Origin of the sequence: Streptomyces vilmorinianum, assembly GCF_005517195.1 — a bacterium.
Lineage (GTDB): Bacteria > Actinomycetota > Actinomycetes > Streptomycetales > Streptomycetaceae > Streptomyces > Streptomyces vilmorinianum.
Window position 1 is genome coordinate 5,771,641 of the sequence record NZ_CP040244.1, and the last position, 24,876, is coordinate 5,796,516.

A 24,876-nucleotide genomic window follows, 5' to 3' on the forward strand; every position below is an offset into this window, starting at 1 on the left:
CGTGGCGGCTGCCAGAATCGCGTGCATGGGGAATCGTGAGGAGCTGACACAGCAGGTCAGCCGGGGTGAGCGAATGAAGTGGCTGCATTTCTGGGGCCACCGTCCGCGGCCGGACGGGCAGCTCTCCGCGAGCTGTCTGAGCCAGTGGTGGCCGTCACCCTTCGAGGTCGAGGGAGTGCGCTACGCGACGGCGGAGCACTGGATGATGGCCGGGAAGGCCCGGCTCTTCGGTGACCGGGAGGCCGAGCAGGCGGCCCTGGCCTCGCGCTCGCCCGCGGAGGCGAAAAAGGCGGGGCGCATGGTGCGGGGCTTCGACGAGACGGTGTGGGAGCGTGAGCGCTTCGCGATCGTCGTCGAGGGCAGCGTCCACAAGTTCGGCTCGGACGACGCGCTGCGGGCGTTCCTGATCGGTACGGGCCGCAGGGTCCTGGTGGAGGCGAGCCCGCTGGACCGCGTGTGGGGTATCGGCCTCGCCGCGGACGACCCCCGCGCGATGGACCCGGCCCGCTGGCGGGGTCTGAACCTGCTGGGCTTCGCGCTCATGGAGGCGCGGGAGCGCCTGGCCGGCGGCTAGCCAGGCCGGCGCATGAGAACGACGCATGCGAGCGACGCGTGAGAAAGGGGCCCCGCCACGGCGGGGCCCCTCTTCCGTCTCAGCGGTTCTCGACCACCAGGCTCGTCGCGAACGGGTCCGAGTCGTTCTCGTAGCTCTCCCCCTGGACGACGGCCCAGATGATGAAGCCGATGAACGCGGCGCTGACCAGCGTGCCGATCGCGCCGAGCACGATGCCCGCGGTCGCCATCCCGCCGTTGTTCGCCTCGCCCCGCTGCACCTTCTTGCGGCCGATGATGCCGAAGATCAGCGCCAGGACGCCGAGGACGATCCCGAGCCCGTACAGGCAGAAACCGGCCACCGCGATGATGCCGAGCACCATCGACGCCGTGCCCATCCCGTTGGACGGGGGCTGCTGCCAGCCCGGCTGGCCGTAGCCGCCGGTCGCCGGGTAACCGGGATAGCCGGGGTAGCCGTACCCGGACGTGCCGGAGGGCATCGCCGGGGGCGCCGCCGCCGGGTAGCCGTACGCGCCCGGTGTCGCCGCCGGTCCGCCGGGGGCGACCGGGGGCGGTGGAACGTCCCCCGCCGCCGGCATCGACGTCATCGTCGGCTGGTCGTGCACCGGCGACCCCGGTGGGGTCGCCGGGGTCGCCGGAGTGGCCGGCTTGCTCAGTTCCACCCCGTCGCGGTTCGGCGGAGCCCACGGATCCGCCGGGTCGTACCCGCCCTGCGGCTGGTCGCTTCTGTCAGACATGGGCCTCCCCCATCATGGTCCCGCCATGCTACGACCTCGCTCCGACGCGGGACCGGCCCGGCCTACGATGATCCGATGACCGATCTCCACTCCTTCATCGCGGGACTTCCCAAGGCCGAGCTGCACGTCCACCACGTCGGCTCCGCCTCCCCGCGGATCGTCGCCGAGCTGGCGGCCCGCCACCCGGACTCCAAGGTCCCGACGGACCCGGAGGCGCTCACCGACTACTTCACCTTCACCGACTTCGCGCACTTCATCGAGGTCTACCTCTCGGTCGTGGACCTGATCCGCACCCCCGAGGACGTCCGGCTGCTGACCTTCGAGGTCGCCCGTGACATGGCCCGGCAGAACATCCGGTACGCCGAGCTGACCATCACCCCGTACAGCTCGACCCGCCGCGGGATCGACGAGCACGCCTTCATGGCGGCGATCGAGGACGCCCGCAAGGCCGCGGAGGCGGAGCTGGGCGTCGTGCTGCGCTGGTGCTTCGACATCCCGGGCGAGGCCGGTCTGGAGGCCGCGGAGGAGACCGCCCGGCTCGCCGTCGACCTGCACCCCGAGGGCCTGGTCTCGTTCGGGCTGGGCGGCCCGGAGATCGGCGTGCCGCGCCCGCAGTTCAAGCCGTACTTCGACAGGGCGATCGCGGCCGGCCTGCACTCCGTGCCGCACGCCGGCGAGACGACGGGGCCGCAGACGATCTGGGACGCCCTGAACGACCTGCGCGCCGAGCGCATCGGTCACGGCACCAGCGCCGTCCAGGACCCCGCGCTCCTCGCCCACCTCGCCGAGCACCGGATCGCCCTGGAGGTCTGCCCCACCTCCAACATCGCCACCCGCGCGGTCGCGGATCTGGACGAGCACCCCCTCAAGGAGATGGTGGCGGCCGGCGTCCTGGTGACGATCAACAGCGACGACCCGCCGATGTTCGGCACGGACCTCAACAACGAGTACGCGGTCGCCGCCCGTCTCCTGGGGCTCGACGAGCGCGGTCTCGCCGCCCTCGCCAAGAACGCGGTGGAGGCGTCCTTCCTCGACCCGGTCGGCAAGGCCCGCGTCGCCGCCGAGATCGACGGCTACACGGACAAGTGGCTCGCGCGCTGACGGCGGCCCAGCCGTGACAATGGCCCCATGGACCACGTCACTGTCGTAGGACACCGCGGCGATCCGTACCGCGTCCGTGAGAACACGGTCCCCTCGATCGTCTCGGCGATCGAGGGGGGCGCGGACGCCGTCGAGGTCGATGTACGGCTCACCGCCGACGGTGTCCCCGTCCTCCTCCACGACGACACCCTCAAGCGGCTGTGGGGCCACGACCGGCCGCTGTCCGCGCTCACCCACGCGCAGCTGCGCGAGCTGACGTACGACGGCGTCCCCACCCTGCGGGAGGCGCTGATCGCGGCCGGATCGCACCGGCTGATGCTCGACCTGCCCGGCGGGAACGAGGACTCCGTCCGCACGATCGTCGGCACGGTCCGCGAGTGCGGGGCGGCCGAGCGGGTCTTCTACTGCGCGGGGGGCGTCGCCATGCTCCACGTCCGGGCCGCCGACCCGGCCGCCGAGATCGCCCTCACCTGGACGACGCTCGCGCCGCCGCGTGCCGCGCTCCTGGACGCGGTGAGGCCACGCTTCCTCAACTACCGCTTCGGTCTGGTGAGCCGGGAGCTGGTGGAGCGTGCGCACCGGGACGGGTATCGGCTTTCGGCCTGGACCGCGGACACCCGGCGCACCATGCGCAGGCTCCTGTCCCACGGGGTGGATTCGATCACCACCAACCGTGTCGACGTGCTCGCCGCCGAACTGCGAAGGGGGATCGAGAGGTGACCGGTGCCGAGAGGATCCGTACGGACATCGCCCACAACGCCCGGGTGTGGAACTACTGGCTGGGCGGCAAGGACAACTACCCGGTGGACCGCGCGGTCGGCGACCAGGTCACCGGCCTCTACCCGAGCATCGGCGAGGTGGCCCGCGCGGACCGGGCGTTCCTCGGCCGGGCGGTGACGTATCTGGCGGCGGAGGCGGGGGTACGCCAGTTCCTGGACATCGGCACGGGCCTGCCGACCGCCGACAACACCCACGAGGTCGCCCAGCGCGTCGCGCCGGAGGCCAGGATCGTCTACGTCGACAACGACCCGATCGTGCTGACGCACGCCCGCGCGCTGCTGACCAGCGCCCCTGAGGGGGTCACGGAGTACGTCGACGCGGACGCGCGGGACCCGGAGCGGATCCTGGCGGCGGCGGAGCGGACCCTTGACCTGTCGCGGCCGGTCGCGGTGATGATGCTCGGCATCCTCAACTTCGTCCTCGACACCGACGAGGCCCGGTCCGTCGTCCGTACCCTGATGGACGCGGTGCCGTCCGGCAGTCATCTCGTCCTGACCCACCCGACCCTGGAGCCGGAGCTGGGCGGCGAGGGGAACGTGGCCGCGATGGCGTTCTGGAACGAGCACGCGACCCCGCCGATCACCGCGCGCAGCCGCGCCGAGTTCACCTCCTTCCTGGACGGGCTCGACGTGCTGGAGCCGGGCGTCGTCTCGTGCGCGAGCTGGCGGTTCGCCCCGGCGAGCGAGGTGGCGCAGTTCGGCGCGGTGGGCCGGAAGCCGTAGTGGGCATACGGGAGGCCGTACGGGGGTGGTGGGAGCGGGCCCGGATGCTGGGGCCGCCAACCCTCCCCCAGAGCTTCGCCTGGGGGTACCCCCATCTCGCTCCGCTCGCCGTGGACATCGGGATCGCGCTGCTCGTCCAGGCGGCGATGACCATGCCGTTCGTGGTGCCGCGCCCGCCGGAGCTGGAGCCGGCGACCTGGCCCGCGTACGGGCTGACCACGCTCACCGTGGTCCCGCTGGTCTGGCGGCGGCGCGCGCCGGTCGCCGTCCTCCTCGCGATCGTGGCGGCGAGCGCGCTGTACAAGCCGGCGCTTGAGGGTCCCGGCCAGCCGCTGCCGTACACCGGGCTCGTCGTCTACACGATCGCCGCGCTGTCGCCTCCGTGGAAGCGGCTGGTGACGGGTCTGCTGCTGCTGGTGGTCGCGGTGCCGGTGGGCGAAGAAGCGGGAGGCTGGACGACGGCACGACCGGGCTGCGCGAGGTGTCGGTGTGGGGCAGGACGGGCGGCCGGTGGGGCTACCACGCGGCGATCGCCTCGACCCGTGACGGCGCGCGGACCCTGGTCTACGGCGTCAACTCGACGGGCGCGAAGGGGCAGGACATGAACAGGATCGCGCTGAACGTCATGGTGGCGACCTACGGCGCGCCGACGGCCTGAGTCGCCTCCAGCGCTTCGAGGCGCTTGATCATCCGCCGTACGACGAGCAGCGGGACGATCCCGAAGACGCCGAAGGACATGTCGATGACCGTCCACCAGAAGGGGATGTCGCGGATCGGGCCGCAGATGAGGGCGAGCGGGATGATGCCGGCGCAGGCGATCATGCCGAACTCGATCACCCAGATGTTGCGGACGGGGTCGCGGTAGGGCCCGTAGAAGGCGACGGCGATGACGAGGTGCGCGAAGGCGAGCCAGTCGGTGCCGTAGAGCAGGAAGGGGTACTGCGCACCGGCGACGTCGGTCCCCTGCCGCACCCGCTGGATCCACTCCAGAAGCCCGGGGAACGCGTCGGCGAGGGGCCCGGCCCAGGACGTCAACGCGTCCTCGGCCAGCCGGAGTTCGGTGACGAGCGGAAAGGCGGTGGCCCCGCTGAGCACCAGGCACACGATGAAGACGACCAGCCACACACGGATACGCCGAAGAAGGGCTCCCGCCCCGTTCGCATCGTTCATGACAGCACCCTACGCTCGTCATGAACGCGTTCAAAAACCGGGGTCGGGGTTCAACGCCCGGTCACCTTCCGGGCGATCGCGTGCGTGGCGACGGTCGCGCCCGCGGCCACGGCGAGCCCCGTCACCAGGTCCCTCGCCCGCGTCGGCCGCAGCACGCCGGCCCGCCGCAGCCGCCCGCGCGCCCAGAGCGTGAAGGGCACGACGATCAGCGGCGAGGTCACCGAGCCGGGCGTGTACCCGCGCACGGCGGCGGCCTGCGCCAGGTGGACGAGGCCGTGCAGACCGAAGCCGGTCAGCGCGGCCTGGTAGAAGCCCGACCGGCCACCGGAGCGCTGCCCGGCGACGGCGGCGGAGGCGACCACGGCCCCCATCGCCGCGACGGCCACGGCGAACTCCCGCTCGTCCACGCCCTCCATGACCGTCCAGACGGCCTCGGGCACGTCGGGGAAGCGCTCGCGCAGCTCCGGCAGGTGCTCCCGCAACCACCGGGGTCCGAGGGCGAGCTCCTCGGCGTCGTGCAGCGCCCAGGCCGCGAACAGTCCATATGTCACAGCTGAGTTCATGCCCGGAGAACTCGCGGCGCGATGATCGAGTTCCGTGCCCGCGCCGCCCCGGAAAGCCGGACGGGCGGCCGGGGAAGAACCCCGGCCGCCCGTCCTCGTACCGCCTGGTGACTAGCCCAGGGACGTCATCACGTGCTTGATGCGCGTGTAGTCCTCGAAGCCGTACGCCGAGAGGTCCTTGCCGTAGCCGGACTTCTTGTAGCCGCCGTGCGGCATCTCAGCGACCAGCGGGATGTGGGTGTTGATCCACACGCAGCCGAAGTCCAGGGCCTTCGACATGCGCATCGCGCGGGCGTGGTCCTTCGTCCAGACCGAGGACGCGAGGGCGAACTCGACGCCGTTGGCGAACTCCAGGGCCTGGTCCTCGTCACGGAAGGACTGCACCGTGATGACCGGGCCGAAGACCTCGTTCTGGATGATCTCGTCGTCCTGCTTGAGGCCGGAGACGACGGTCGGGGCGTAGAAGTAGCCCTTGTCGCCGACCCGGTGGCCGCCCGCCTCGACCTTGGCGTGGGCCGGGAGGCGGTCGATGAAGCCGGAGACCTGCTTGAGCTGGTTCTCGTTGTTCAGCGGGCCGTAGAGCACGTCCTCGTCGTCCGGCTGGCCCGTCTTGGTGTCGGCGGCGGCCTTGGCCAGCTGCGACACGAACTCGTCATGGATGGACTCGTGCACGAGGACACGGGTCGCGGCGGTGCAGTCCTGGCCGGCGTTGAAGAAGCCCGCCACCGAGATGTCCTCGACGGCCTTGGCGATGTCGGTGTCCTCGAAGACGACGACCGGCGCCTTGCCGCCCAGCTCCAGGTGGACGCGCTTGACGTCCTTGGAGGCGGACTCGGCGACCTGCATGCCGGCGCGTACCGAACCGGTGATGGAGGCCATCGCCGGCGTCGGGTGCTCGACCATCGCCTTGCCCGTCTCGCGGTCGCCGCAGATGACGTTGAAGACGCCCTTGGGCACGATCTGCCCGATGATCTCGGCGATCAGGACGGTCGACGCGGGGGTCGTGTCGGACGGCTTGAGGACGACCGTGTTGCCCGCGGCGAGGGCCGGGGCGAACTTCCACACGGCCATCATCATCGGGTAGTTCCACGGCGCGACCTGGGCACACACACCCACCGGCTCGCGGCGGATGATCGAGGTCATGCCCTCCATGTACTCGCCGGCGGACTTGCCCTCGAGCATCCGGGCGGCACCCGCGAAGAAGCGGATCTGGTCCACCATCGGCGGGATCTCCTCGCTCGCGGTGAGAGCGGCCGGCTTGCCGGTGTTCTCGACCTCGGCGGCGATCAGGTCCTCGGCGCGCTCCTCGAAGGCGTCCGCGATCTTCAGCAGGACCTTCTGGCGCTCGGCCGGCGTGGTGTCGCGCCAGGCCGGGAAGGCGGCCGCGGCCGCCTCCATGGCGGCGTCGACGTCCGCCTGGCCGGAGAGCGGAGACGTGGCGAAGACCTCGCCCGTGGCCGGGTTGACCACATCGATGGTCCGCCCGTCGGCGGCGTCCCGGAACTCCCCGTTGATGTAGTTACGCAGCCGGCGCAGCTCGGTGGTCACTTGCCACCCCTCCTGTCACGTTCTTGGTCGCACTTCTTCGTGCGGTGTCCCGTTTGCTGAGACACCTCAGCCTAGTCGCTTCCCTGACGCTTTCGACAGGCCCGGCACCCCCCAACTTCGGATTCAGTGTGATCGAGAAGCGAAAACAACGAATTTCATCGCTCTGGGGTTGCCAGACAGACGAGTCTCGGTGCACAGTGAAGTCGTGGCCAGTCAAAGCACGAACTCCAGAACCGGTTCCGGTTCGTCCCCGACGATCGATGCCGTCTCCCTGGCGATCATCGAGCAGCTCCAGGAGGACGGTCGCCGTCCGTACGCCGCGATCGGCAAGGCCGTGGGCCTGTCCGAGGCGGCGGTACGACAGCGCGTCCAGAAGCTGCTCGACCAGGGCGTCATGCAGATCGTCGCCGTCACCGACCCGCTCACCGTGGGATTCCGGCGTCAGGCGATGGTCGGCATCAACGTCGAGGGTGACCTGGACCCGGTGGCGGACGCTCTGACCGCCATGGCCGAGTGCGAGTACGTGGTGATGACCGCGGGCTCGTTCGACCTGATGGTGGAGGTCGTCTGCGAGGACGACGACCACCTGCTGGATGTGATCAACAAGCGCATCCGCACCCTCCCCGGCGTGCGCTCCACGGAGAGCTTCGTCTACCTCAAGCTCAAGAAGCAGACCTATATGTGGGGAACTCGATAATCGTGACCCAGGACCTGTCCAAGACCGCGTACGACCACCTGTGGATGCACTTCACGCGCATGTCGTCGTACGAGAACAACCCCGTGCCGACCATCGTGCGTGGTGAGGGCACCTACATCTTCGACGACAAGGGCAAGCGCTACCTCGACGGTCTCGCGGGTCTCTTCGTGGTCAACGCCGGTCACGGCCGCCAGGAGCTCGCCGAGGTCGCGTACAAGCAGGCCCAGGAGCTCGCGTTCTTCCCCGTGTGGTCGTACGCGCACCCCAAGGCCGTCGAGCTCGCCGAGCGTCTGGCGCACTACGCCCCGGGCGACCTGAACAAGGTCTTCTTCACCACCGGTGGCGGCGAGGCCGTCGAGACCGCGTGGAAGCTCGCCAAGCAGTACTTCAAGCTGCAGGGCAAGCACACCAAGTACAAGGTCATCTCGCGTGCGGTCGCCTACCACGGCACCCCGCAGGGCGCCCTGTCGATCACCGGCCTGCCGGCCCTGAAGGCCCCCTTCGAGCCGCTGGTCCCCGGCGCGCACAAGGTGCCGAACACCAACATCTACCGCGCCCCGATCCACGGCGACGACCCCGAGGCCTTCGGCCGCTGGGCCGCCGACCAGATCGAGCAGCAGATCCTCTTCGAGGGCCCCGAGACCGTCGCGGCCGTCTTCCTGGAGCCGGTGCAGAACGCCGGCGGCTGCTTCCCGCCGCCGCCCGGGTACTTCCAGCGGGTCCGCGAGATCTGCGACCAGTACGACGTGCTCCTCGTCTCCGACGAGACGATCTGCGCCTTCGGCCGCCTCGGCACGATGTTCGCCTGTGACAAGTTCGGCTACGTGCCGGACATGATCACCTGCGCCAAGGGCATGACCTCGGGCTACTCCCCGATCGGTGCCTGCATCGTCTCGGACCGTCTCGCCGAGCCGTTCTACAAGGGCGACAACACCTTCCTGCACGGCTACACCTTCGGTGGCCACCCGGTGTCGTCGGCGGTCGCGATCGCCAACCTCGACATCTTCGACAAGGAAGGCCTGAACCAGCACGTCCTCGACCAGGAGGGCAACTTCTTCGACACCCTGAAGAAGCTGCACGACCTGCCGATCGTCGGCGATGTCCGCGGCAACGGCTTCTTCTACGGCATCGAGCTCGTCAAGGACAAGGTCACCAAGGAGTCCTTCACGGACGAGGAGACCGAGCGCGTGCTCTACGGCTTCCTCTCCAAGGCGCTCTTCGACAACGGCCTGTACTGCCGTGCCGACGACCGTGGCGACCCGGTCATCCAGCTGGCCCCGCCGCTGATCGCGGACCAGGGCACCTTCGACGAGATCGAGGGCATCCTGCGCTCGGTGCTCACCGAGGCGTGGACCAAGCTGTAACGGCCCCTCGGCATCACGCCGCCCTCACGGCGTGACCCCGGCCCGGGTATGCGGCCATCCGAGTGGATGGCCGCGACCCGGGCCGTGTGCTGTCCGTACAAACGGATCTGATTCCTTACGGTGCCCAGTGACCGACAGGCCCGTTTCTTCGTTCCCCCGCACGGGGGAACCCAAGAATCGGATCCGACATCGAGGTGTACGCGATGGCCCCACCGGACAACGACGTGCTCTGGGCGCGTTCTCTGCACTGCACCCTGGGCGGCACGGACGTCCTGACCGGCGTCTCCCTCGGCGTGCGCGAGGGCGAGATCCTGGCCCTGGTCGGCCCGCGCGGCAGCGGCAAGACCACCCTGATGCGCTGTCTGTCGGGTCAGACCCTGGCCCAGCAGGGCGAGGTCTGGTTCAACAGCACCCCCGTGCACACCATGGGGCAGGCGCAGCGCGAGCGGCTGCGCCGGGACCGGTTCGGCTGGATCGACCCCGAACCCGGACTCGTACCCGAGCTGACCGCCTGGGAGAACGCCGCCCTGCCGCTCCTGCTGCGCGGGGTCTCGCACCGGAGCGCGAAGACCTCCGCCCTGGAGTGGCTGGAACGGCTCGACATCGGTACGTGCGCGCGCCGGCGGCCGCATGCGCTGACCCAGTCGCAGCGGCAGCGGATCGCCATCGCCCGCTCCCTGATCACCACCCCCTCGGTGCTCTTCGCCGACGAGCCGACCGCCTCGCTGCACCGCGCCGACGGCGCGCAGGTGCTGCGCACCCTCACCGCCGCGGCCCGCTCGCACCGCATCACCGTCCTGCTCGCCACCCACGACACGGACGTCGCCGGCCTCGCCGACCGCTCGGTCGCCCTGCTCGACGGACGCCGCGTGGGCACCGTGGCTCCGACCACCGGGGCGGAGGGCGTCGCCGCGTGCTCGCTCTCCGTCTAGTCCGCGGGACCCACCCCCTCGTCCTGCTGCGGCGCCTCCTGGTCGCCGCGGCGGCCGCGGGGGTCGGCTTTCTGCTGCTGTGCACGCTGGGGTACGCCGTGGGCCACCCGGACCGGTCGGCCGCCGCGACCCTGCGCCTGCTGTGGTGCCTGATCCCGCTGGCGGCGACCGTGCACTTCGCGGTGGCCGTGGCCCGTACGGATCCCAGCACCCGGCCGCGGCCCGGGCTCTCGGCGGTCGGGCTCGGACCGGCCCGGCTCACGGCGATCGCCGCGGCCTCGACGGCCGTCTCCTGCACGCTCGGCTCGATGGTCGCGCTGCTGTTCTACCTGCATCTGCGCGGGGACATCACCGGGCTGCCGTTCGACGGGGCGGCCGCCGAGCTGCTCGCCGCGGACCAGCCGATCCCGCTCGCCGCCGCGCTCACCCTGCTGGCGATCGCGCCGGTGGCCGCCTCCACGGCCGCCGCGCTCGCGCTGCGGCCGAGGAAGCCCGCCACGGCACCGGCCGAGGGCGCGGAGAAGCCGGCTCCGTCCGGCCTGCCATGGGGCGTGGCGCTGCTCGCCGTGGGCCTCGCCGTGGAGACGTACGCCGGTCAGAGCGGCGGAGGCGGCGGCCTGCCGCTGCCGGGCCGCCTCGGCGGCAGCCCGGCGGGCGTCCTCGCCGGCTGGATCCTCACGGCGCTGGGCCTCGCGATGGCCGGTCCGAGCATCACGCACTGGTGCGGCCGCCTCCTCCAGGCGGTCCGCCCGGGCGCCACCCGGCTCCTCGCGGGCCGCGTCCTGATGGACGAGGCCCGGCGCATCGGGCGCCCGCTCGGCGTGGTCTGCGCGGTGGCCTCGGGCGCCGTCGCGGCCGCGACACTGTACGGATCCGGGCCGGGCGGCTTCGGCCCGCTGACGGGCCTGGGGGCGGCGCTGGTGATGGCCTGCACGACGGCGACGCTGCTGACGGCGGCCCTGGAGTCCAAGCAGTGCCGCACCCACACCACCGAAGCCCTCCTCCGCCTCGGCGCCCCACCCACGGTCCTGCGCACAGCGGCCCTGATGCGCGCGGGCGTCCTGCTGGCGGTGTTCCTCCCGCTGACCTGGCTGGTCGGAGAACTGGCAGCGGTGCCCCTCAGCCGGTGATCCGTCGTGGGCGTTCGTCCCGCTGCGGGGGTCCCCCAGGGCGAAGCCCCAGGGGGAGGGACGGGCGGGCACACGGGACGGCGCCCTGGCATGGCACCCGCACCACGTGGGCCTATCGTGGCCCCATGACCCGCCCCCACGAGCGCGAGATCCACACCCCCACCGAATTCGACGCGGCCGTGAACCGCGGGTCCCTCGTCGGATACCGGATCCAGTCCGTGGACCTCACCGACCACACCTTCGCCCTGCTCTCCGCCCCCACCACCGGCGCCGTCTTCCTCGGCTGCCCCATGCAGCCCGAGGCCGCCGCCAAGGTCCGCGCCGACGGCGCGCTGGTCTTCCCGCCCGTGCCGGACCTGCCGTTCGACCCGTACCGCGCCCGGCTCTACTCCCCCGACGAACTGTTCGACCACGTCCAGGACGAGGGGTACGGGGCGACCCCCGACGCCCTCGCGTACGACTGGTTCCAGCGGACGAAGGCCGACGGCGACATCTTCGCGTCGATGCTCCGCTCCGTCCACGACGACGCGATCTCCGACGCCCTCGACGAACTCCTCGCCGGCGCCCGGGTCGTCGGCGTCATGGGCGGGCACGCGATGGGGCGTGGCACCGACGCGTACGCCGGTGCGGCACGGCTCGGTCGCTCGCTGGCCCGCGCCGGTCTCACCGTGGCGACGGGCGGCGGCCCCGGTGCGATGGAGGCGGCGAACCTCGGCGCGTACGCCGCCCCGCTCGCCGACGCCGTCCTCGACGAGGCGCTCGAACTCCTCGCCAAGGCACCGTCGTTCGTCCCGTCCGTCACCGAGTGGGCGCGCGCCGCGTTCGAGGTGCGGGCGCGGTGGCCGCGGGGCGGCGACTCGGTCGGCATCCCGACCTGGTTCTACGGGCACGAGCCGCCGAACCCGTTCGCCGGCCACATCGCGAAGTACTTCGCCAACGCCACCCGCGAGGACGGCCTGCTCGCCCGCTGCGACGCGGGCGTGGTCTTCCTGCCGGGCGCCGCGGGCACGGTCCAGGAGATCTTCGACGCCACCACCCCGAACTTCTACGAGTCCCGGGGAGAGCCCACCCCCATGGTCCTGGTGAACCGCGCCCACTGGACCGAGCGGCTGCCCGCCTGGCCGCTGCTCCGGGCGCTCGCGTCGGAGCGCCCGATGGCGGCCCGTATCGCCCTGGTCGACTCGGTGGACGAGGCACCGGAGGCCCTGGCGCGCCTGGCGGCCGAACAGGCGTAGGCCCGCCGTCCGCGACCGCGGACGGCGGGCCCGTGCCACCTCGGTGTGCGCGTTACTTCGGCAGCCACGCCTTCCACGTCGACTCGTTGGCGTCGACCCACTTCTTGGCGGCGGCCTCCGGCGACATCTTGTCGCCGGCGATCATCTGGGCGACCTCGTTCTGCTGCTCGGTCGTCCACCTGAAGTTCTTCAGGAACTCGGCCGCCTCGCCGCCGTTCTTGGCGAAGTCGGCGTTGAGGAACTTCTGCAGCGGCGTGTGGGGGTAGGCGCAGGCCACCTTCGCCGGCTCCGCGTCACAGCCCTCCTTGTACTCGGGCAGCTTGACCTCGACCATCTCGACCTGCGCGTTCAGCCACTGCGGGGTCCACCAGTACGTCAGGAAGGGCTTCTTCTCCTTGGCGTACTTCTGGATCGCGGTGATCTGCGCGGCCTCGGAGCCCGCGTAGTTGGTCTTCAGGTCCAGCTTCAGGTTCTTGATGATCGCGTCGTCGTTGGTGACGTAGTCGGGCGAGCCCTCCAGGAGCTCCCCCTTGTCGCCGCTCTCCGCCGTTCTGAAGTCCTTGGCGTACTTGTTGAGGTTCTTCCAGTCCGTGACGTCGGGGTGCGCGTCCGCGAAGTACTTCGGCACGTACCAGCCGATGTGCCCGGTGACGCCGAGGTCGCCGCCCTTGACGACGGTCTTCTTCGTCTCGACGTACTGCTTCTCCTCCTTGGGGTGACCCCAGTCCTCCATGATCGCGTCGATGTCGCCCTTCGACAGCGCGTCCCAGGCGAGGACCTCACCCATCTGCTGGCTCTTGACCGTGTAGCCCAGCTCCTTCTCCAGGATGTGCGCGGCCACGGCCGTGTTGGCCTGCGCGCCGACCCAGGAGGGGACGGTCAGTTTCACGGTCTTGCCCTGGGCTCCGGCGTTCTGGCTCTTGCCGGTGTCCGCGGCGCCGCACGCGCTGAGCGTGAGGACGCCGAGGGCACCCACGACCGCGGTGGCCGTGCGGGTGATGCGGTGGGCTCGGGTCGTACGGGTCGTGTCCATGGTGGTGGTGCTCCTGTGTCTGAGGGGGAAGAAGAGGGGGTGGCGGGCGGTCAGGGGGTGGGCTTGCGCCGCGCCGGCTGCGTGATCCGGTCCAGGACGAGGCCGAGGCACACGATCGCGACACCGGCCGTCATGCCGAGGCCCATCTCGCCGCGGGAGAGGCCCTTGACGACGTCGTAACCGAGCGCGCCGCCGCCGACGAGGCCGCCGACGACGACCACGGCGAGGACAAGCACGACGCCCTGGTTGACGGCGAGCTGGAGCGCGGGCCGGGCAAGCGGCAGCTGGACCTGGAGGATCTGCTGGCGGGTCGAGGCGCCGAGCGAGCGGGCGGCCTCCATCGCCGCCGGTTCGACCTCGCGCATCCCCTGGGTGGTGATGCGGACGACGGCCGGCAGTGCGTACACGACGGCCGCGATGATCGCCGAGGCGCGGGTCACGCCGAAGAGCGCGACCACCGGGATGAGGTACACGAACTGCGGCATCGTCTGCATCGCGTCCAGGACGGGCCGCAGCAGGCGTTCGAGACGCCCGGCCCGGCCGCACAGCACACCCGCGAGCACGCCGGCGAAGAGCGTGAGGACGAGGGCCGCGATCACCTGGGAGAGGGTGTCCAGGGACTTCTCCCAGACGCCGAGGACGCCGATCGCCGCCATGGCGGCCGTCGCGGTCAGCGCCGTGATCCAGCCGCCGACCAGCCGGGCCAGGAGCGCGACCACCAGCAGCAGGGACCACCAGGGCAGCCACAGCAGTCCGTCGCGCAGCGGGTTGAGGATCCACAGCGTGAAGTTCTCGGACCAGACGTCCGTGCCGCCGAGGACCGGCACCCCGGAGGTCAGGTGCGTGGTGACCCAGTCCTGCGCCTGGTTGACGGGGGTGGAGAAATCGACGGTCCAGTCCGCCGGCCAGCTCCTGCCGAGCGCCGTGCCCGCCAGGACGACGGCGCCGACGGCGCCGAGCGCGACCGCCCAGCCGACGCGTCCGTGCAGCGGGCCGCCGCCGGTGGCGCTGCGGCCGATGCGGTCGCCGACCGCCGCGGTCGTACGGTCCAGCCAGACCGCGAGCAGCACGATGGGGATGCCGGCGGCCAGGGCCTTGCCGACGTCGACGGTGGAGAGCGCCGAGTAGACCTCCTCGCCGAGGCCGCCGGCGCCGACGAGCGCGGCGATGACGACCATCGACAGGGCCATCATGATCGTCTGGTTGAGGCCGAGGAGCATCTGCTTGCGGGCGAGCGGCAGCCGGGCGGTCAGCAGCCGCTGGCCGGCGTTCGCGCCGAGCGACGTGGACGCCTCCAGTACGGCGGGGTCGGCGCCGCGCAGGCCGAGCGCCGTGAGCCGGGCCATCGGCGGGGCGGCGTAGATCACCGTGCAGAACAGCGCGGCGGGCGTACCGGTGCCGAAGATCAGTACGAAGGGCAGCAGGTACGCGAACGCGGGCAGCACCTGCATCGTGTCGAGCACCGGTCGCAGCGCCCGGTCGACCCGGTCGGACAGACCGGCGGCGAGGCCGATCAGCACGCCGAGCAGCGCGGCGCAGGTCACGGAGACGATCATCAGCGCGAGGGTGAGCAGCGTCGCGTCCCACATGCCGAGGAGCCCGCAGACGCCGAAGGCGGCCAGCGCGGTCGCCGCGATCTTCAGACCGCGCCGCCCGAGGCCGGCGGCCCGCGAGCCGAGGACACCCACGGCGGCGAGGACACCGAGCCAGCCCATGCCGCTCAGCAGCCGGAAGACGGCGTCGACCGCGTCCGTGGCGGTGTTGGAGAGGTGGAGGAGGAAGTAGAGGAAGAGGGGGTGCGTGTCGCGGTTGTCGATGACCCACTGGTTGGCGTCGTCGAGCGGGGCGGAGACGTCGACCGTGAGCGCGGCGGGCCAGCCGCCGGTGCCCGCGAGGAGCAGCCCCAGCGGCACGAGCACCACCGCGGCGGCGGCGAGCGGCAGGAGCCGGCGGCCGACGCGGTGCTGCAGCAGTCGCCGCTCCGGATGGACCGGTGCGGCGTCGGCCGCCTTCTGTACGGGGGTGGTGACGGCCGCTGTCATGCCGCCGCCTTCCCGGCGGTGACGCCCGCGACGACGGACAGCAGCCCCTCGTGGTCGACGACGCCGAGGCAGCGCCCGTCCTCGACGACGCAGGCCGCCCGGCCACTGCGGACGACGGTCTCGATGGCGGAGACGACGACCGTGTCGGGGGCGAGGGCGCCGGGGTGGTCCGGGCCGCCGCAGTCACCGGCGCGCATGGCGCTCCGGACGGACATGACCTGCTCGCGCGGCACGTCGCGGACGAAGTCCCGTACGTAGTCGTCGGCGGGCGAGCCGACGATCTCCTCGGGGGTGCCGAGCTGCACGATCTTCCCGTCCCGCATGAGCGCGATCCGGTCCCCGAGGCGCAGGGCCTCGCTCAGGTCGTGGGTGATGAAGACCATCGTGCGGCCCTCCTCGCGGTGCAGCCGGACGACCTCGTCCTGCATGTCGCGCCGGATCAGCGGGTCGAGCGCGCTGAACGGCTCGTCGAACAGCAGCACTTCGGGGTCGACGGCGAGGGCGCGCGCCAGTCCGACGCGCTGCTGCTGACCGCCGGAGAGCTGACCGGGCCTGCGCTCCTCCAGGCCTTCCAGGCCCACCTTGGCGACGACCTCGGCGGCCCTCGCGCGCCGCTCGGCGCGGCCCATGCCCTGGATCTCCAGGCCGTAGGCGACGTTGTCGAGGACGGAGCGGTGCGGGAGCAGACCGAAGTGCTGGAACACCATGGAGGCGCGGTGGCGGCGCAGTTCGCGCAGCCGCGTCCTGTCCATGGACAGGACGTCCTCGCCATCGATCTCGACGACGCCGGAGGTCGGCTCGATGAGCCGGGTCAGGCAGCGTACGAGGGTGGACTTGCCGGAGCCGGACAGGCCCATGACGACGAATACCTCGCCCTTGCGCACGTCGAAGGAGACGTCGCGGACGGCGGCGGTGCAGCCGGTGCGCTCGCGTAGTTCGGCGGGGGAGAGTCCGGCGTGCTCGGAGCCGGGGATCCGCTCGGCCTTCGGTCCGAAGACCTTCCACAGGCCGCGTACGGAGAACACGGGCGGCTGCGACTGCTCGTTCGGATTCGTCGGCTCGGCGTTCGTCGGCTCGGCGTTCGTCGGCTCGGCGTTCGTCGGCTCGGCGTTCGTCGGCTCGGGGTTCGTCGGTTCGGGGTTCATCGGGTCGGCACCTCCAGGAGGTCGGCGCATTTCTCGCCGACCATCAGCACCATGACCATCGGGTTCACGGCGGGCATGGTGGGGAACACGGACGCGTCGGCGATCCGGATGCCGTCGAGGCCCCGCACCCGCAGGTCCGGGGAGACCACGGCGCCTTCGTCCTCCGCCTCACCCATGCGGCAGGTGCCGGCGGGGTGGTAGACGGTGTGGGCGACCTGGCGGGCGTACGCGCTGAGTTCCTCGTCGCCGGTCACCTCGGGCCCGGGGCAGACCTCGCGCTTCAGCCAGCCGGCGAGCGGCTCGGTCTTGGCGATCTCGCGGGCGATGCGGATGCCGTCGACGAGGGTGCGGCCGTCGTAGTCGTCCTCGTCGGTGAAGTAGCGGAAGTCCAGCGCGGGCTTCACCTCGGGGTCGGCGCTCGTCAGGTAGAGGCGGCCGCGGCTGCGCGGCTTGGGGATGTTCGGCGTCATCGACACGCCGTGGGCGGGGCGTTCGTAGCCGATCCGCTCCGGGTTGTCGGTGAACGGGATCTGGTAGAAGTGGAACATCAGGTCCGGGCCCTGGAATTCGGGGTCGCGGCGGACGAAGAGCCCGGCGTCGCTGTCCATGGCCGAGTTCTCGGGGATGGGTCCGTTCGTCTCCCAGACGATGACCGACTCGGGGTGGTCGAGGAGGTTCTCGCCGACACCCGGCAGGTCGTGGACGACGGGGATGCCGAGGGCCTCCAGGTCCCGCTTCGGTCCGACGCCGGAGTGCAGCAGCAGCCGCGGGGTGTCCACGGCGCCCGCGCAGACGATGACTTCGCGCCGCGCCTGGACGAGCCGCTCCGTGCCGTCCTTGGTGCGGACATGGACGCCGCGCGCCCGGGCGCCTTCGAACTCCAGCCGGTACGCCCAGGTCTCCAGCATCAGGTGGAGGTTGGCGCGCTCGTCCATGACGGGGTGGAGGTACGCGACGGAGGCGGAGGAGCGCTTGTTGTCCTCCGGGTGGTACGCGAGGTCGAAGAAGCCGGCGCCCTCGTGGAACGGCTTCTTGTTGAAGCCCTCGACGCGCGGCACGCCGAGCGCCGTCCGCGCGGCGTCGACGAAGTCGCGGGCGATCGCGTTCCGGTCCTTCTCGTCGACGGGGACGATGTTGTTGAGGAGCTTGTCGTAGTACGGGTCCATGGCGGCCGCGCCCCAGCCGTCGGCCCCGGCGTCCGCCCACTCGTCCCAGTCGGACGGCAGCGGCTTGAACGCGATGAGCGTGTTGTGCGACGAGCAGCCGCCGAGCACGCGCGCGCGGCTGTGCCGGATGTGGGAGTTGCCGCGCGGCTGCGCGGTGGTGGGGTAGTCGTAGTCGAGCTCGCCGCCGAGGAGGCCGAGCCAGCGGCGCAGGGTCAGCACCTCGGGCCGGTCGACGTCGGACGGGCCGCCCTCGATGACGGCGACGGTGACGCCGGGGTCGGCGGTGAGGCGGTGGGCGATGACGGAACCGGCGGTGCCGCCGCCGACGACGACGTAGTCGTACGTGTCGGTGTCCGTGGAGTGCGTGGTGTTCTTCGTGTTCAGGGTGTTGCCCATGTTTCTCTCTCCCCCAGGTCAGCCCGCGAACCAGCGCACGGGGCGCGGGGCGAGGTTCTGGTAGACGTGCTTGGACTCGCGGTACTCGGCGAGTCCCGCCGGGCCCAGCTCGCGGCCGATGCCGCTCTTGCCGAACCCGCCCCACTCCGCCTGCGGGAGGTAGGGGTGGAAGTCGTTGATCCAGACGGTGCCGTGGCGCAGCCGCCCCGCCACCCGGCGCGCCCGTCCGGCGTCGGCGGTCCAGACGGCGCCGGCCAGCCCGTACTCCGTGTCGTTGGCGAGGGCGACGGCCTCCTCCTCCGTACGGAACGTCTCGACGGTGAGGACCGGGCCGAAGACCTCTTCGCGCACGACCCGCATGGAGCGGTGGCAGCGGTCCAGGACGGTCGGGCGGTAGAAGTAGCCGTCGCCGTACGCCTCGCCGCGGGGGCGTTCGCCGCCCGCGCGCAGTACGGCGCCCTCGGCGAGGGCGGAGGCGACGTACTCCTCGGTCCTCTCGCGCTGCCGCGCCGAGACGAGGGGACCGCATTCGACACCCTTGTCGGTGCCCCGGCCGATGCGGATCTTCTCGGCGCGGCGGGCGAGTTCGGCGACGAACCGCTCGCGCAGCGACTCCTCGACGATGAGCCGGGAGCCGGCCGAGCAGACCTGGCCGCTGTGGATGAACGCGGCGTTGAGTGCCTGGTCGACGGCGGTGTCGAAGCCCTCTTCGGTGGCGCAGGCGTCGGCGAAGACCACGTTGGGGTTCTTGCCGCCCAGTTCGAGGGCGACCTTCTTGACGGAGTCGGCGGCGGCGCGCATCACCTTCGTACCGCTGGCGAGTCCGCCGGTGAACGACACGAGGTCGACGTCCGGGTGCTCGGACATGCGGGCGCCGACGGGGTCTCCGGCGCCGGTGACGAGGTTGGCGACCCCGGCGGGGAGTCCGGCTTCCACGAGCAGCCTGATGAGGGCGACGGTGGTGAGCGGGGTGATCTCGCTCGGCTTGAGGACGAAGGTGTTGCCCGCGGCGAGCGCCGGGGCGATCTTCCAGCTGGCCTGGAGCAGGGGGTAGTTCCAGGGGGTGATCAGGGCGCAGACCCCGACGGGCTCGTGGACGACCACGCTGTGGACGTCCGGGGTCCCGGCGTCGACGACCCGGCCGCCGCTCTCGTTCACGACGAGGTCGGCGAAGTAGCGGAAGGCGTCGGTGACGCAGTCGACGTCGACGCGCCCCTCTTCCAGGGTCTTGCCCGCGTCGCGGCTCTCCAGCAGCCCGATCGCCTCACGATCGCGCTGCAACAGGTCCGCGACGCGGCGCAGCAGTGCCGCCCGCTCCGCGACGGGCGTCGTCGGCCACTCGCCCCGGCCGTTGCCGAACGCCTCGACGGCGGCGGCGATCGCGGCGTCGGTGTCCTCGACCCCGCCCTCCGCGACGATCGCGAGGGTGGTGGCGTCGGCGGGGTCGAGGACGGCGCGCGTGGCACCGGCGGCGGCGGGGCGCCACAACCCGCCCACATGGATGGTGTGTTGTTCTGACACGTCGCTTCTTGCCTTCATTCCCTGGGTGGTCCATACCGGTGGTGACCGGCGGCCCGGGCCCCTGCCCCCAGGTGTCGAAAACATGCGCGAAAGTGGCGTTCCTCACTCCCCGCTCCCCCGAGTGCCCCCACGCCCGAGGCAACGCCGGTCCCCGATCCCACGTCTGCCAGGGCGGCGGGACGAACCGGACCCGCCTCTGCTCTCCCCCCTCTTCGAACGGAGCCACTCGGTGCTCATAGGACTGCTGACCGCGGTCGCCGCCTCGGTCTGTTACGGCACGGGCTCGGTCCTCCAGGCCGTCGGCTCCCGCAAGTCCGCCCGCAGGGAGGCGGCCGCGGCCGGACAGGTCACCGACCATGGCGGGCCTAGCCTGTCGTCGACCGCGAAGGCGGCGATGACCTGGGAATTCATCGTCGGCACGGTCCTGGACTTCGTCGGCTTCGGCCTCGGCGCGCTCGCGGCACGCATGCTGCCGCTGTTCCTCTCCCAGACGGTGATCAGCGCGAATCTGGTCATCACCGCGGTCCTCAGCGTCCGGCTGCTCGGCATCCGGCTCACCCGCGCGGAGTGGACCTCGATCGGCGTCGTCTGCTCGGCCCTGGTGCTCCTGGCGAGCGCGGCGGGCCCCGAGGGCAGCGGGCACACCCCGGTCTCCACGCACTGGTGGCTGCTGGCGATCTCCCTGCTCCTGATGGTGGGCGGCACCGTCGTCGTACGGCTCCTTGGCGCCCGCGCGGCGATCCTGGCCGGTCTGCTCTCGGGGCTCGGCTTCGGCGCGCTCGGGGTCGGCGTCCGGATCCTCGACGGCATCGACCCGTTCGACCTCGGCACACTCCTCACGGACCCGGCGCTGTACGCGATCCTCGTCGCCGGGACCGGCGGGATGTACCTGCACACCGTCGCGCTCCAGATCGGCTCGGTGAACGGCGCGACGGCGGCGCTCGTGGTCGGCGAGACCGTGCTCCCCGGCATGATCGGGGTGTGGTGGCTGGGCGACGCCTCCCGCCCGGGCTTCGCCTGGCTCGCGGTGACCGGCTTCGTCCTGGCGGTCGCCGGCGCGGTGGCGGTGGCCTGGTTCGGCGCGCCGGAGGGCCACGGGGCGGAGGGGGCGGGCGGGCCGGAGACCGAGTCCGCGCCCGAGGGCGAGACGGGCCACGGGGACGCGGCGGCGCCCGCCCCGCAGACCGGCTCCCCGGCCCTGCGCTAGGCCGGGCCCCCGGCCTCCGCGCGCGGCCACGGCCGCCCGTACGCCTCGCGTACCACCCGCACTCGGCCGCGCGGCGGAGGGTGTCCCGCCGGCCGGGTGACGACCCGCCCGCCTGCGGCCGGGACGCTCGTCCCATGACCCTGAAGACTTCTCTCTCCACCTGGCCGGCCTGGGCGGGGCGCGCCGCGCTCGTCTGGTCCGTGCTGTACGCCACGGGCGCGGCGGCCGCGGCGCTCGCCGGGCCCGCGTTCGGCTACGCGCTGCTCGGCAGGGGGACGGGCACGGCCGCGGAGGCGACGGCGGCGGGACTGTACGGGGCCGCCGCCCTCCTCGCGTACGCGATGCTGCGCCGCCCCGGCCGCAGGTGGCCGCACCGGGCCGCCTGGGCGGTCGTCGTCCTCTGTCTGACCTCGGGCTTCACCTTCCTCCTCAGCCCGACCCACCTGCTGTTCTTCCTGTCGCGGAACCAGCCCCCGATCGACTGGGCGTCCTGGGCGAACCAGGGCGTGGCGGTGCTCGGCGCGGTGCTGTGGGGCTGTGCCCTCCTCGCGTACCGCCGTCGGACGCTCGGCACGTGCCCGCACTGCGGCGGGCGCTCCGGCACGCCGTCCGACCTGCCCCCGGACACCCGGGCGGGCCTCGTCGCGGTCGCGGCCCTCGTTCCGTACGCGGCGCTGAAGACGGCCTGGGCCCTGGGCCTGACGCCCGGCTTCACCGGTGAGGGCCGTCCCGGCGCCGATCCCCGGTACACCAGCGATCTGGGGCTGTGGCTGTACGACCACGGCGTCGACGTCACCGCCGTGCTCGCCGTGATCGGCATGGTCCTGGCCCTCGCCCTGACCCGCCCCTGGGGCCGCCGGCTCCCCCGTATGCCGCTGCTGGCCCTGGGGTGGGCGGGCGCGGGGGCGCTCGTCCCGTTCGGCGTGTTCCTTGCGGTGATGGGCGTCCTGGCGTGGACGGGCGTGATCGATCTCGGCATGGGCGACCACGCACCCTGGGTGGTGGTGGTCGCCTACGGCGGTTTCTCCCTCTACGGACTCGCACTGGGCCGGGCGACCCGCTCCTACCAGCGGGCGACCCGCAAGGTGTGCGTCCGGTGCCGAGGGGGCCTCTAGTCCCCCGCCAGCACCACGACCTCCTCGGCCTCGAACGTCACCCCGACCTCCGCGCCTTCCTCCGGCGCGCCCCTCAGCGGGCACTCCGCCTCCAGGGCGGGGCCCTCGACCGGGCGGAGGAGGACGGCGACGTGGGTGCCGCGGAAGGTGCGGGCCTCGACCGTGCAGGCCAGGCCGTCCGCCGGGGCTCCGAGGCGCACGCCGCCCGGGCGTACGAGGAGCTTCGCCTCGCCCTGGGGGGAGCCGTCCGGCACCGGGATCTTGCCCCACGCCGTGTCCGCGGCGCCGCCACTGACGGTCCCCGCCACCACGTTGTCGAAGCCGAGGAAGCGGGCCACGAACTCGGAGACCGGCCGCTGCCAGACCTCCAGCGGTGTCCCGGACTGGGCGATCTTGCCGTCCCGCATCACCACGACCCGGTCGGCGAGCGCGAACGCCTCCCCCTGGTCGTGGGTGACGGCGAGCACGGTCGTGCCCAACTGTCCGAAGAGCCGGCGCAGTTCGACCACGAGCCGCTCCCGCAGTCCGCGGTCGAGCTGTCCGAGCGGCTCGTCCAGCATCAGCAGCCGGGGCCGCGGGGCGAGCGCGCGGGCGAGGGCCACGCGCTGCTGCTCACCGCCGGAGAGCGAGGCGACGGCCCGCCGCCCGGCCCCCGGCAGTCCGACGAGCTCCAGCAACTCCCGTACCCGCTCTTCTCGTTCGCCCTTGGCGCGCCATGGGGCCTCCCCGGGCCCGCCAGGGCCGAGGGGACGCATGCGCAGCCCGAAGGCGACGTTGCCGCCCACGTCCCGCTGCGGGAAGAGCTGGTGGTCCTGGAACATCAGGCCCACCCCGCGCCGGTGCACCGGCACCCCGGCCTGGTCGGCGCCGCCGAGCAGCACCCGGCCGCCGTCCAGCCTCTGCAGTCCGGCGACGGCCCGCAGCAGCGTGGACTTTCCACTGCCGCTCGGCCCGAGCACGCACACGATCTCGTGCTCGGCGACCTCCAGGTCCACCGAGTCCAGCACGGCCCGCTCCCCGAACCGTACGGTCGCGTCCTCGATCGTCAGCATCGGCATCGACATGGGCATCGACATCAGAACTCCCCGGAGGTCCGGTCGGTGCGGAGCCGTTCGAGCAGCAGCAGAGCCACCGCGCACACCACCATCAGAATCGTCGAAAGGGCCATGGCCTGGCCGTAGTTGAGCTCGCCGGGCCGGCCGAGGAGGCGGGCGACGGCGACCGGCAGCGTCGGGTGGTCGGGCCGGGCGATGAAGACGGTAGCGCCGAACTCGCCCAGCGACACGGCGAAGGCGAACCCGGCCGCGATGAGCAGCGCCCGCCGCACCAGTGGCAGGTCGACCTCGCGCCAGGCCCGCAGCGGCGAAGCGCCGAGCACGGCCGCGGCCTCCCGCAGCCGCTCGTCGACCGCCCGCAGCACGGGCAGCATCGTCCGTACGACGAAGGGGACGCCGACCAGCGCCTGCGCGAGCGGCACGAGGATCCAGCTCGCCCGCAGGTCGAGCGGCGGCTCGTCCAGGGTGATGAGGAAGCCGAAGCCGACGGTGACGGCGGAGACCCCGAGCGGCAGCATCAGCAGCGCGTCGAAGCCGCGCACGAGCCGCCCGGCCCGCCGGGTGAGGGCCGCCGCCGCGAGGCCGCCGATGACGAGGGCGATGGCGGTGGCGACCAGCGCGTACTGGAGCGAGTTCCGGATCGTGTCCGCCATGGGCACGAGGAAGGTGCCGGAGGGGTCCACCGACTGCAGGGCCCGGTAGTAGTCGAGCCCGTACCCCTCGGGGGTGTCGAAGGACCGCTCGACGAGCACACCGAGCGGCAGCACGAGCAGCAGCACGATGGAGACGAGGACGCCCCCGAAGAGCACCCACTGCCCGGCGCCCCTGGGGCGGCGCGAGGTCTGTTCGGGCGCGACGAGCTTGAGCGCCGTCTCCCGCCGGCGCACGGTCCGGGCGTGCACGGCGAGGACCGCGCCGACGGCCACGAACTGGACCATCGTGAGCACGGCGGCCGTCGTCAGGTCGAAGCGGTCGACCGTCTGCCGGTAGATCTCCGTCTCCAGGGTGGAGTACGCCGGTCCGCCGAGGATCTGGACGACGGCGAAGGATCCGGCGGTGAAGAGGAACACCATCAGCGCGGCCGCGGCGACCGACGGGCCGAGCGCGGGCAGGGTCACGGTCCGCCAGGCGGTCCACCGGGAGGCGCCCAGGACCCGGGCGGCCTCCTCCTGGCGCGGGTCGAGCTGCGCCCACAGGCCGCCGACGGTCCGTACGACGACGGCGTAATTGAAGAACACATGGGCGAGGAGGATCGCCCAGACGGTGGTGTCGAGGCGGACGCCCCACAGCTCGTCGAGGAGCCCGCCGCGCCCGACGAGCGCCAGGAACGCCGTGCCGACCATGACGGTCGGCATCACGAAGGGGACGGTGACGACCGCGCGCAGCAGCCCCTTGCCGGGGAAGTCGAAGCGCGCGAAGACGTACGCCCCGGGCAGCGCGATCACCAGGGTCAGCGCGGTGGAGGCGAGCGCCTGCCACAGCGTGAACCAGAGGACGTCGAGGATCTCCGGCCGGCTGAGCGTCTCGCCGAACCGGCCGAACTGCCACGCCCCGTCGACCCTGAGCCCGCGCTCGACGATCGAGGCGACGGGCCAGGCGAAGAACAGCGCGAAGAAGGCGACGGGCACGACCATCAGGCCGAGC

Annotated in this window: 22 protein-coding genes and 2 pseudogenes; 13 read left to right on the forward strand and 11 right to left on the reverse strand. The window is 72.2% G+C overall.

All coding sequences use genetic code 11. The features are described 5' to 3' along the window. Positions 1–25: 25 nt before the first annotated feature. Positions 26–574, forward strand: coding sequence for an NADAR family protein (locus tag FDM97_RS26650; protein ID WP_175439246.1), 549 nt, complete (start codon positions 26–28; stop codon positions 572–574). A gap of 79 nt (positions 575–653) precedes the next feature. On the opposite strand, the gene FDM97_RS26655 is transcribed toward FDM97_RS26650, so the two are convergent. After that, the gene (locus FDM97_RS26655; protein ID WP_137993069.1) at positions 654–1,310 is read right to left on the reverse strand and encodes a DUF4190 domain-containing protein; all 657 of its coding nucleotides are present in this window, start codon (positions 1,308–1,310) and stop codon (positions 654–656) included. Between the two features lie 75 nt (positions 1,311–1,385). Here FDM97_RS26655 and FDM97_RS26660 point away from each other — a divergent pair, with 75 nt between their 5' ends. From FDM97_RS26660 to FDM97_RS36640, 5 genes and pseudogenes are all read left to right on the forward strand, one after another. Then, a complete protein-coding gene (locus FDM97_RS26660; RefSeq protein WP_137993070.1) occupies positions 1,386–2,411 on the forward strand; it encodes an adenosine deaminase in 1,026 nt (341 codons plus the stop codon). Between the two features lie 27 nt (positions 2,412–2,438). Further along, complete coding sequence (locus FDM97_RS26665; protein WP_137993072.1) at positions 2,439–3,131, forward strand: glycerophosphodiester phosphodiesterase; 693 nt, start codon at positions 2,439–2,441, stop codon at positions 3,129–3,131. After that, the gene (locus FDM97_RS26670; RefSeq protein WP_137993074.1) at positions 3,128–3,913 is read left to right on the forward strand and encodes an SAM-dependent methyltransferase; all 786 of its coding nucleotides are present in this window, start codon (positions 3,128–3,130) and stop codon (positions 3,911–3,913) included. Before FDM97_RS26665 ends, FDM97_RS26670 begins: the two co-directional genes overlap by 4 nt. A gap of 44 nt (positions 3,914–3,957) precedes the next feature. Further along, positions 3,958–4,350, forward strand: a pseudogene (locus tag FDM97_RS26675) (DUF7134 domain-containing protein); the annotation flags it as partial. Positions 4,351–4,400: 50 nt separating this feature from the next. Further along, positions 4,401–4,571, forward strand: a pseudogene (locus FDM97_RS36640) (peptidase); the annotation flags it as partial. On the opposite strand, the gene FDM97_RS26685 reads toward FDM97_RS36640, so the two are convergent. The 3 genes from FDM97_RS26685 to FDM97_RS26695 form a co-directional block, all read right to left on the reverse strand. After that, positions 4,550–5,083 carry a hypothetical protein gene (locus FDM97_RS26685; protein ID WP_175439247.1) on the reverse strand — a complete coding sequence of 178 codons (534 nt, stop codon included), beginning with the start codon at positions 5,081–5,083 and terminating at the stop codon, positions 4,550–4,552. The pseudogene FDM97_RS36640 and the gene FDM97_RS26685 sit on opposite strands and share 22 nt — an antisense overlap. A 50-nt stretch (positions 5,084–5,133) precedes the next feature. After that, a complete protein-coding gene (locus FDM97_RS26690) occupies positions 5,134–5,646 on the reverse strand; it encodes an HXXEE domain-containing protein (RefSeq protein ID WP_137993076.1) in 513 nt (170 codons plus the stop codon). A 111-nt stretch (positions 5,647–5,757) separates the two neighbouring features. Beyond that, positions 5,758–7,194: a gamma-aminobutyraldehyde dehydrogenase gene (locus FDM97_RS26695; RefSeq protein WP_137993078.1), complete on the reverse strand. Its 1,437-nt coding sequence runs from the start codon at positions 7,192–7,194 to the stop codon at positions 5,758–5,760. Between the two features lie 190 nt (positions 7,195–7,384). Here FDM97_RS26695 and FDM97_RS26700 point away from each other — a divergent pair, with 190 nt between their 5' ends. The 5 genes from FDM97_RS26700 to FDM97_RS26720 all read left to right on the forward strand — a co-directional run bounded on the left by FDM97_RS26700 (position 7,385) and on the right by FDM97_RS26720 (position 12,552). Continuing rightward, the gene (locus tag FDM97_RS26700) at positions 7,385–7,891 is read left to right on the forward strand and encodes an Lrp/AsnC family transcriptional regulator (protein WP_137993079.1); all 507 of its coding nucleotides are present in this window, start codon (positions 7,385–7,387) and stop codon (positions 7,889–7,891) included. After that, positions 7,876–9,255: an aspartate aminotransferase family protein gene (locus FDM97_RS26705; RefSeq protein ID WP_175439248.1), complete on the forward strand. Its 1,380-nt coding sequence runs from the start codon at positions 7,876–7,878 to the stop codon at positions 9,253–9,255. The genes FDM97_RS26700 and FDM97_RS26705 overlap by 16 nt, the downstream gene beginning before the upstream one ends. Positions 9,256–9,458: 203 nt before the next feature. Beyond that, positions 9,459–10,187, forward strand: a complete 729-nt coding sequence (locus FDM97_RS26710; protein ID WP_137993080.1) for an ABC transporter ATP-binding protein — start codon at positions 9,459–9,461, stop codon at positions 10,185–10,187. After that, the gene (locus tag FDM97_RS26715; RefSeq protein ID WP_137993081.1) at positions 10,169–11,317 is read left to right on the forward strand and encodes a hypothetical protein; all 1,149 of its coding nucleotides are present in this window, start codon (positions 10,169–10,171) and stop codon (positions 11,315–11,317) included. Before FDM97_RS26710 ends, FDM97_RS26715 begins: the two co-directional genes overlap by 19 nt. Before the next feature lie 125 nt (positions 11,318–11,442). Continuing rightward, complete coding sequence (locus FDM97_RS26720; protein WP_137993082.1) at positions 11,443–12,552, forward strand: LOG family protein; 1,110 nt, start codon at positions 11,443–11,445, stop codon at positions 12,550–12,552. A gap of 52 nt (positions 12,553–12,604) precedes the next feature. Here the strand turns inward: FDM97_RS26720 and FDM97_RS26725 are convergent, their stop codons facing one another. Genes FDM97_RS26725 through FDM97_RS26745 form a run of 5 tightly spaced genes read right to left on the reverse strand, consistent with a single transcriptional unit; the run spans position 12,605 to position 19,855 of the window. Next, the gene (locus FDM97_RS26725) at positions 12,605–13,585 is read right to left on the reverse strand and encodes an ABC transporter substrate-binding protein (protein ID WP_137993083.1); all 981 of its coding nucleotides are present in this window, start codon (positions 13,583–13,585) and stop codon (positions 12,605–12,607) included. A gap of 50 nt (positions 13,586–13,635) precedes the next feature. Continuing rightward, positions 13,636–15,627, reverse strand: a complete 1,992-nt coding sequence (locus FDM97_RS26730) for an ABC transporter permease (RefSeq protein ID WP_137993084.1) — start codon at positions 15,625–15,627, stop codon at positions 13,636–13,638. After that, on the reverse strand, positions 15,624–16,772 hold the full coding sequence (locus tag FDM97_RS26735) for a quaternary amine ABC transporter ATP-binding protein (protein ID WP_137993085.1): 1,149 nt from the start codon (positions 16,770–16,772) through the stop codon (positions 15,624–15,626). The genes FDM97_RS26730 and FDM97_RS26735 overlap by 4 nt, the downstream gene beginning before the upstream one ends. Then, complete coding sequence (locus FDM97_RS26740; protein WP_137993086.1) at positions 16,769–18,334, reverse strand: GMC family oxidoreductase; 1,566 nt, start codon at positions 18,332–18,334, stop codon at positions 16,769–16,771. Before FDM97_RS26740 ends, FDM97_RS26735 begins: the two co-directional genes overlap by 4 nt. A gap of 18 nt (positions 18,335–18,352) precedes the next feature. Continuing rightward, the gene (locus tag FDM97_RS26745) at positions 18,353–19,855 is read right to left on the reverse strand and encodes an aldehyde dehydrogenase family protein (RefSeq protein ID WP_137993087.1); all 1,503 of its coding nucleotides are present in this window, start codon (positions 19,853–19,855) and stop codon (positions 18,353–18,355) included. Between the two features lie 229 nt (positions 19,856–20,084). Between FDM97_RS26745 and FDM97_RS26750 the strand changes: the two genes are divergently transcribed. Together FDM97_RS26750 and FDM97_RS26755 are read left to right on the forward strand one after the other, a co-directional pair. Continuing rightward, a complete protein-coding gene (locus tag FDM97_RS26750) occupies positions 20,085–21,062 on the forward strand; it encodes a diguanylate cyclase family protein (RefSeq protein ID WP_137993088.1) in 978 nt (325 codons plus the stop codon). 134 nt (positions 21,063–21,196) lie between these two features. Continuing rightward, complete coding sequence (locus FDM97_RS26755) at positions 21,197–22,177, forward strand: hypothetical protein (RefSeq protein WP_137993089.1); 981 nt, start codon at positions 21,197–21,199, stop codon at positions 22,175–22,177. On the opposite strand, the gene FDM97_RS26760 is transcribed toward FDM97_RS26755, so the two are convergent. Both FDM97_RS26760 and FDM97_RS26765 read right to left on the reverse strand, forming a co-directional pair. Continuing rightward, positions 22,174–23,229 (reverse strand): ABC transporter ATP-binding protein, encoded by a 1,056-nt coding sequence (locus FDM97_RS26760; protein ID WP_137995044.1) that lies wholly within the window; start codon positions 23,227–23,229, stop codon positions 22,174–22,176. The genes FDM97_RS26755 and FDM97_RS26760 overlap by 4 nt on opposite strands. Positions 23,230–23,252: 23 nt before the next feature. Then, positions 23,253–24,866 carry an ABC transporter permease gene (locus FDM97_RS26765; protein WP_137993090.1) on the reverse strand — a complete coding sequence of 538 codons (1,614 nt, stop codon included), beginning with the start codon at positions 24,864–24,866 and terminating at the stop codon, positions 23,253–23,255. Between the last annotated feature and the right edge of the window lie 10 nt (positions 24,867–24,876).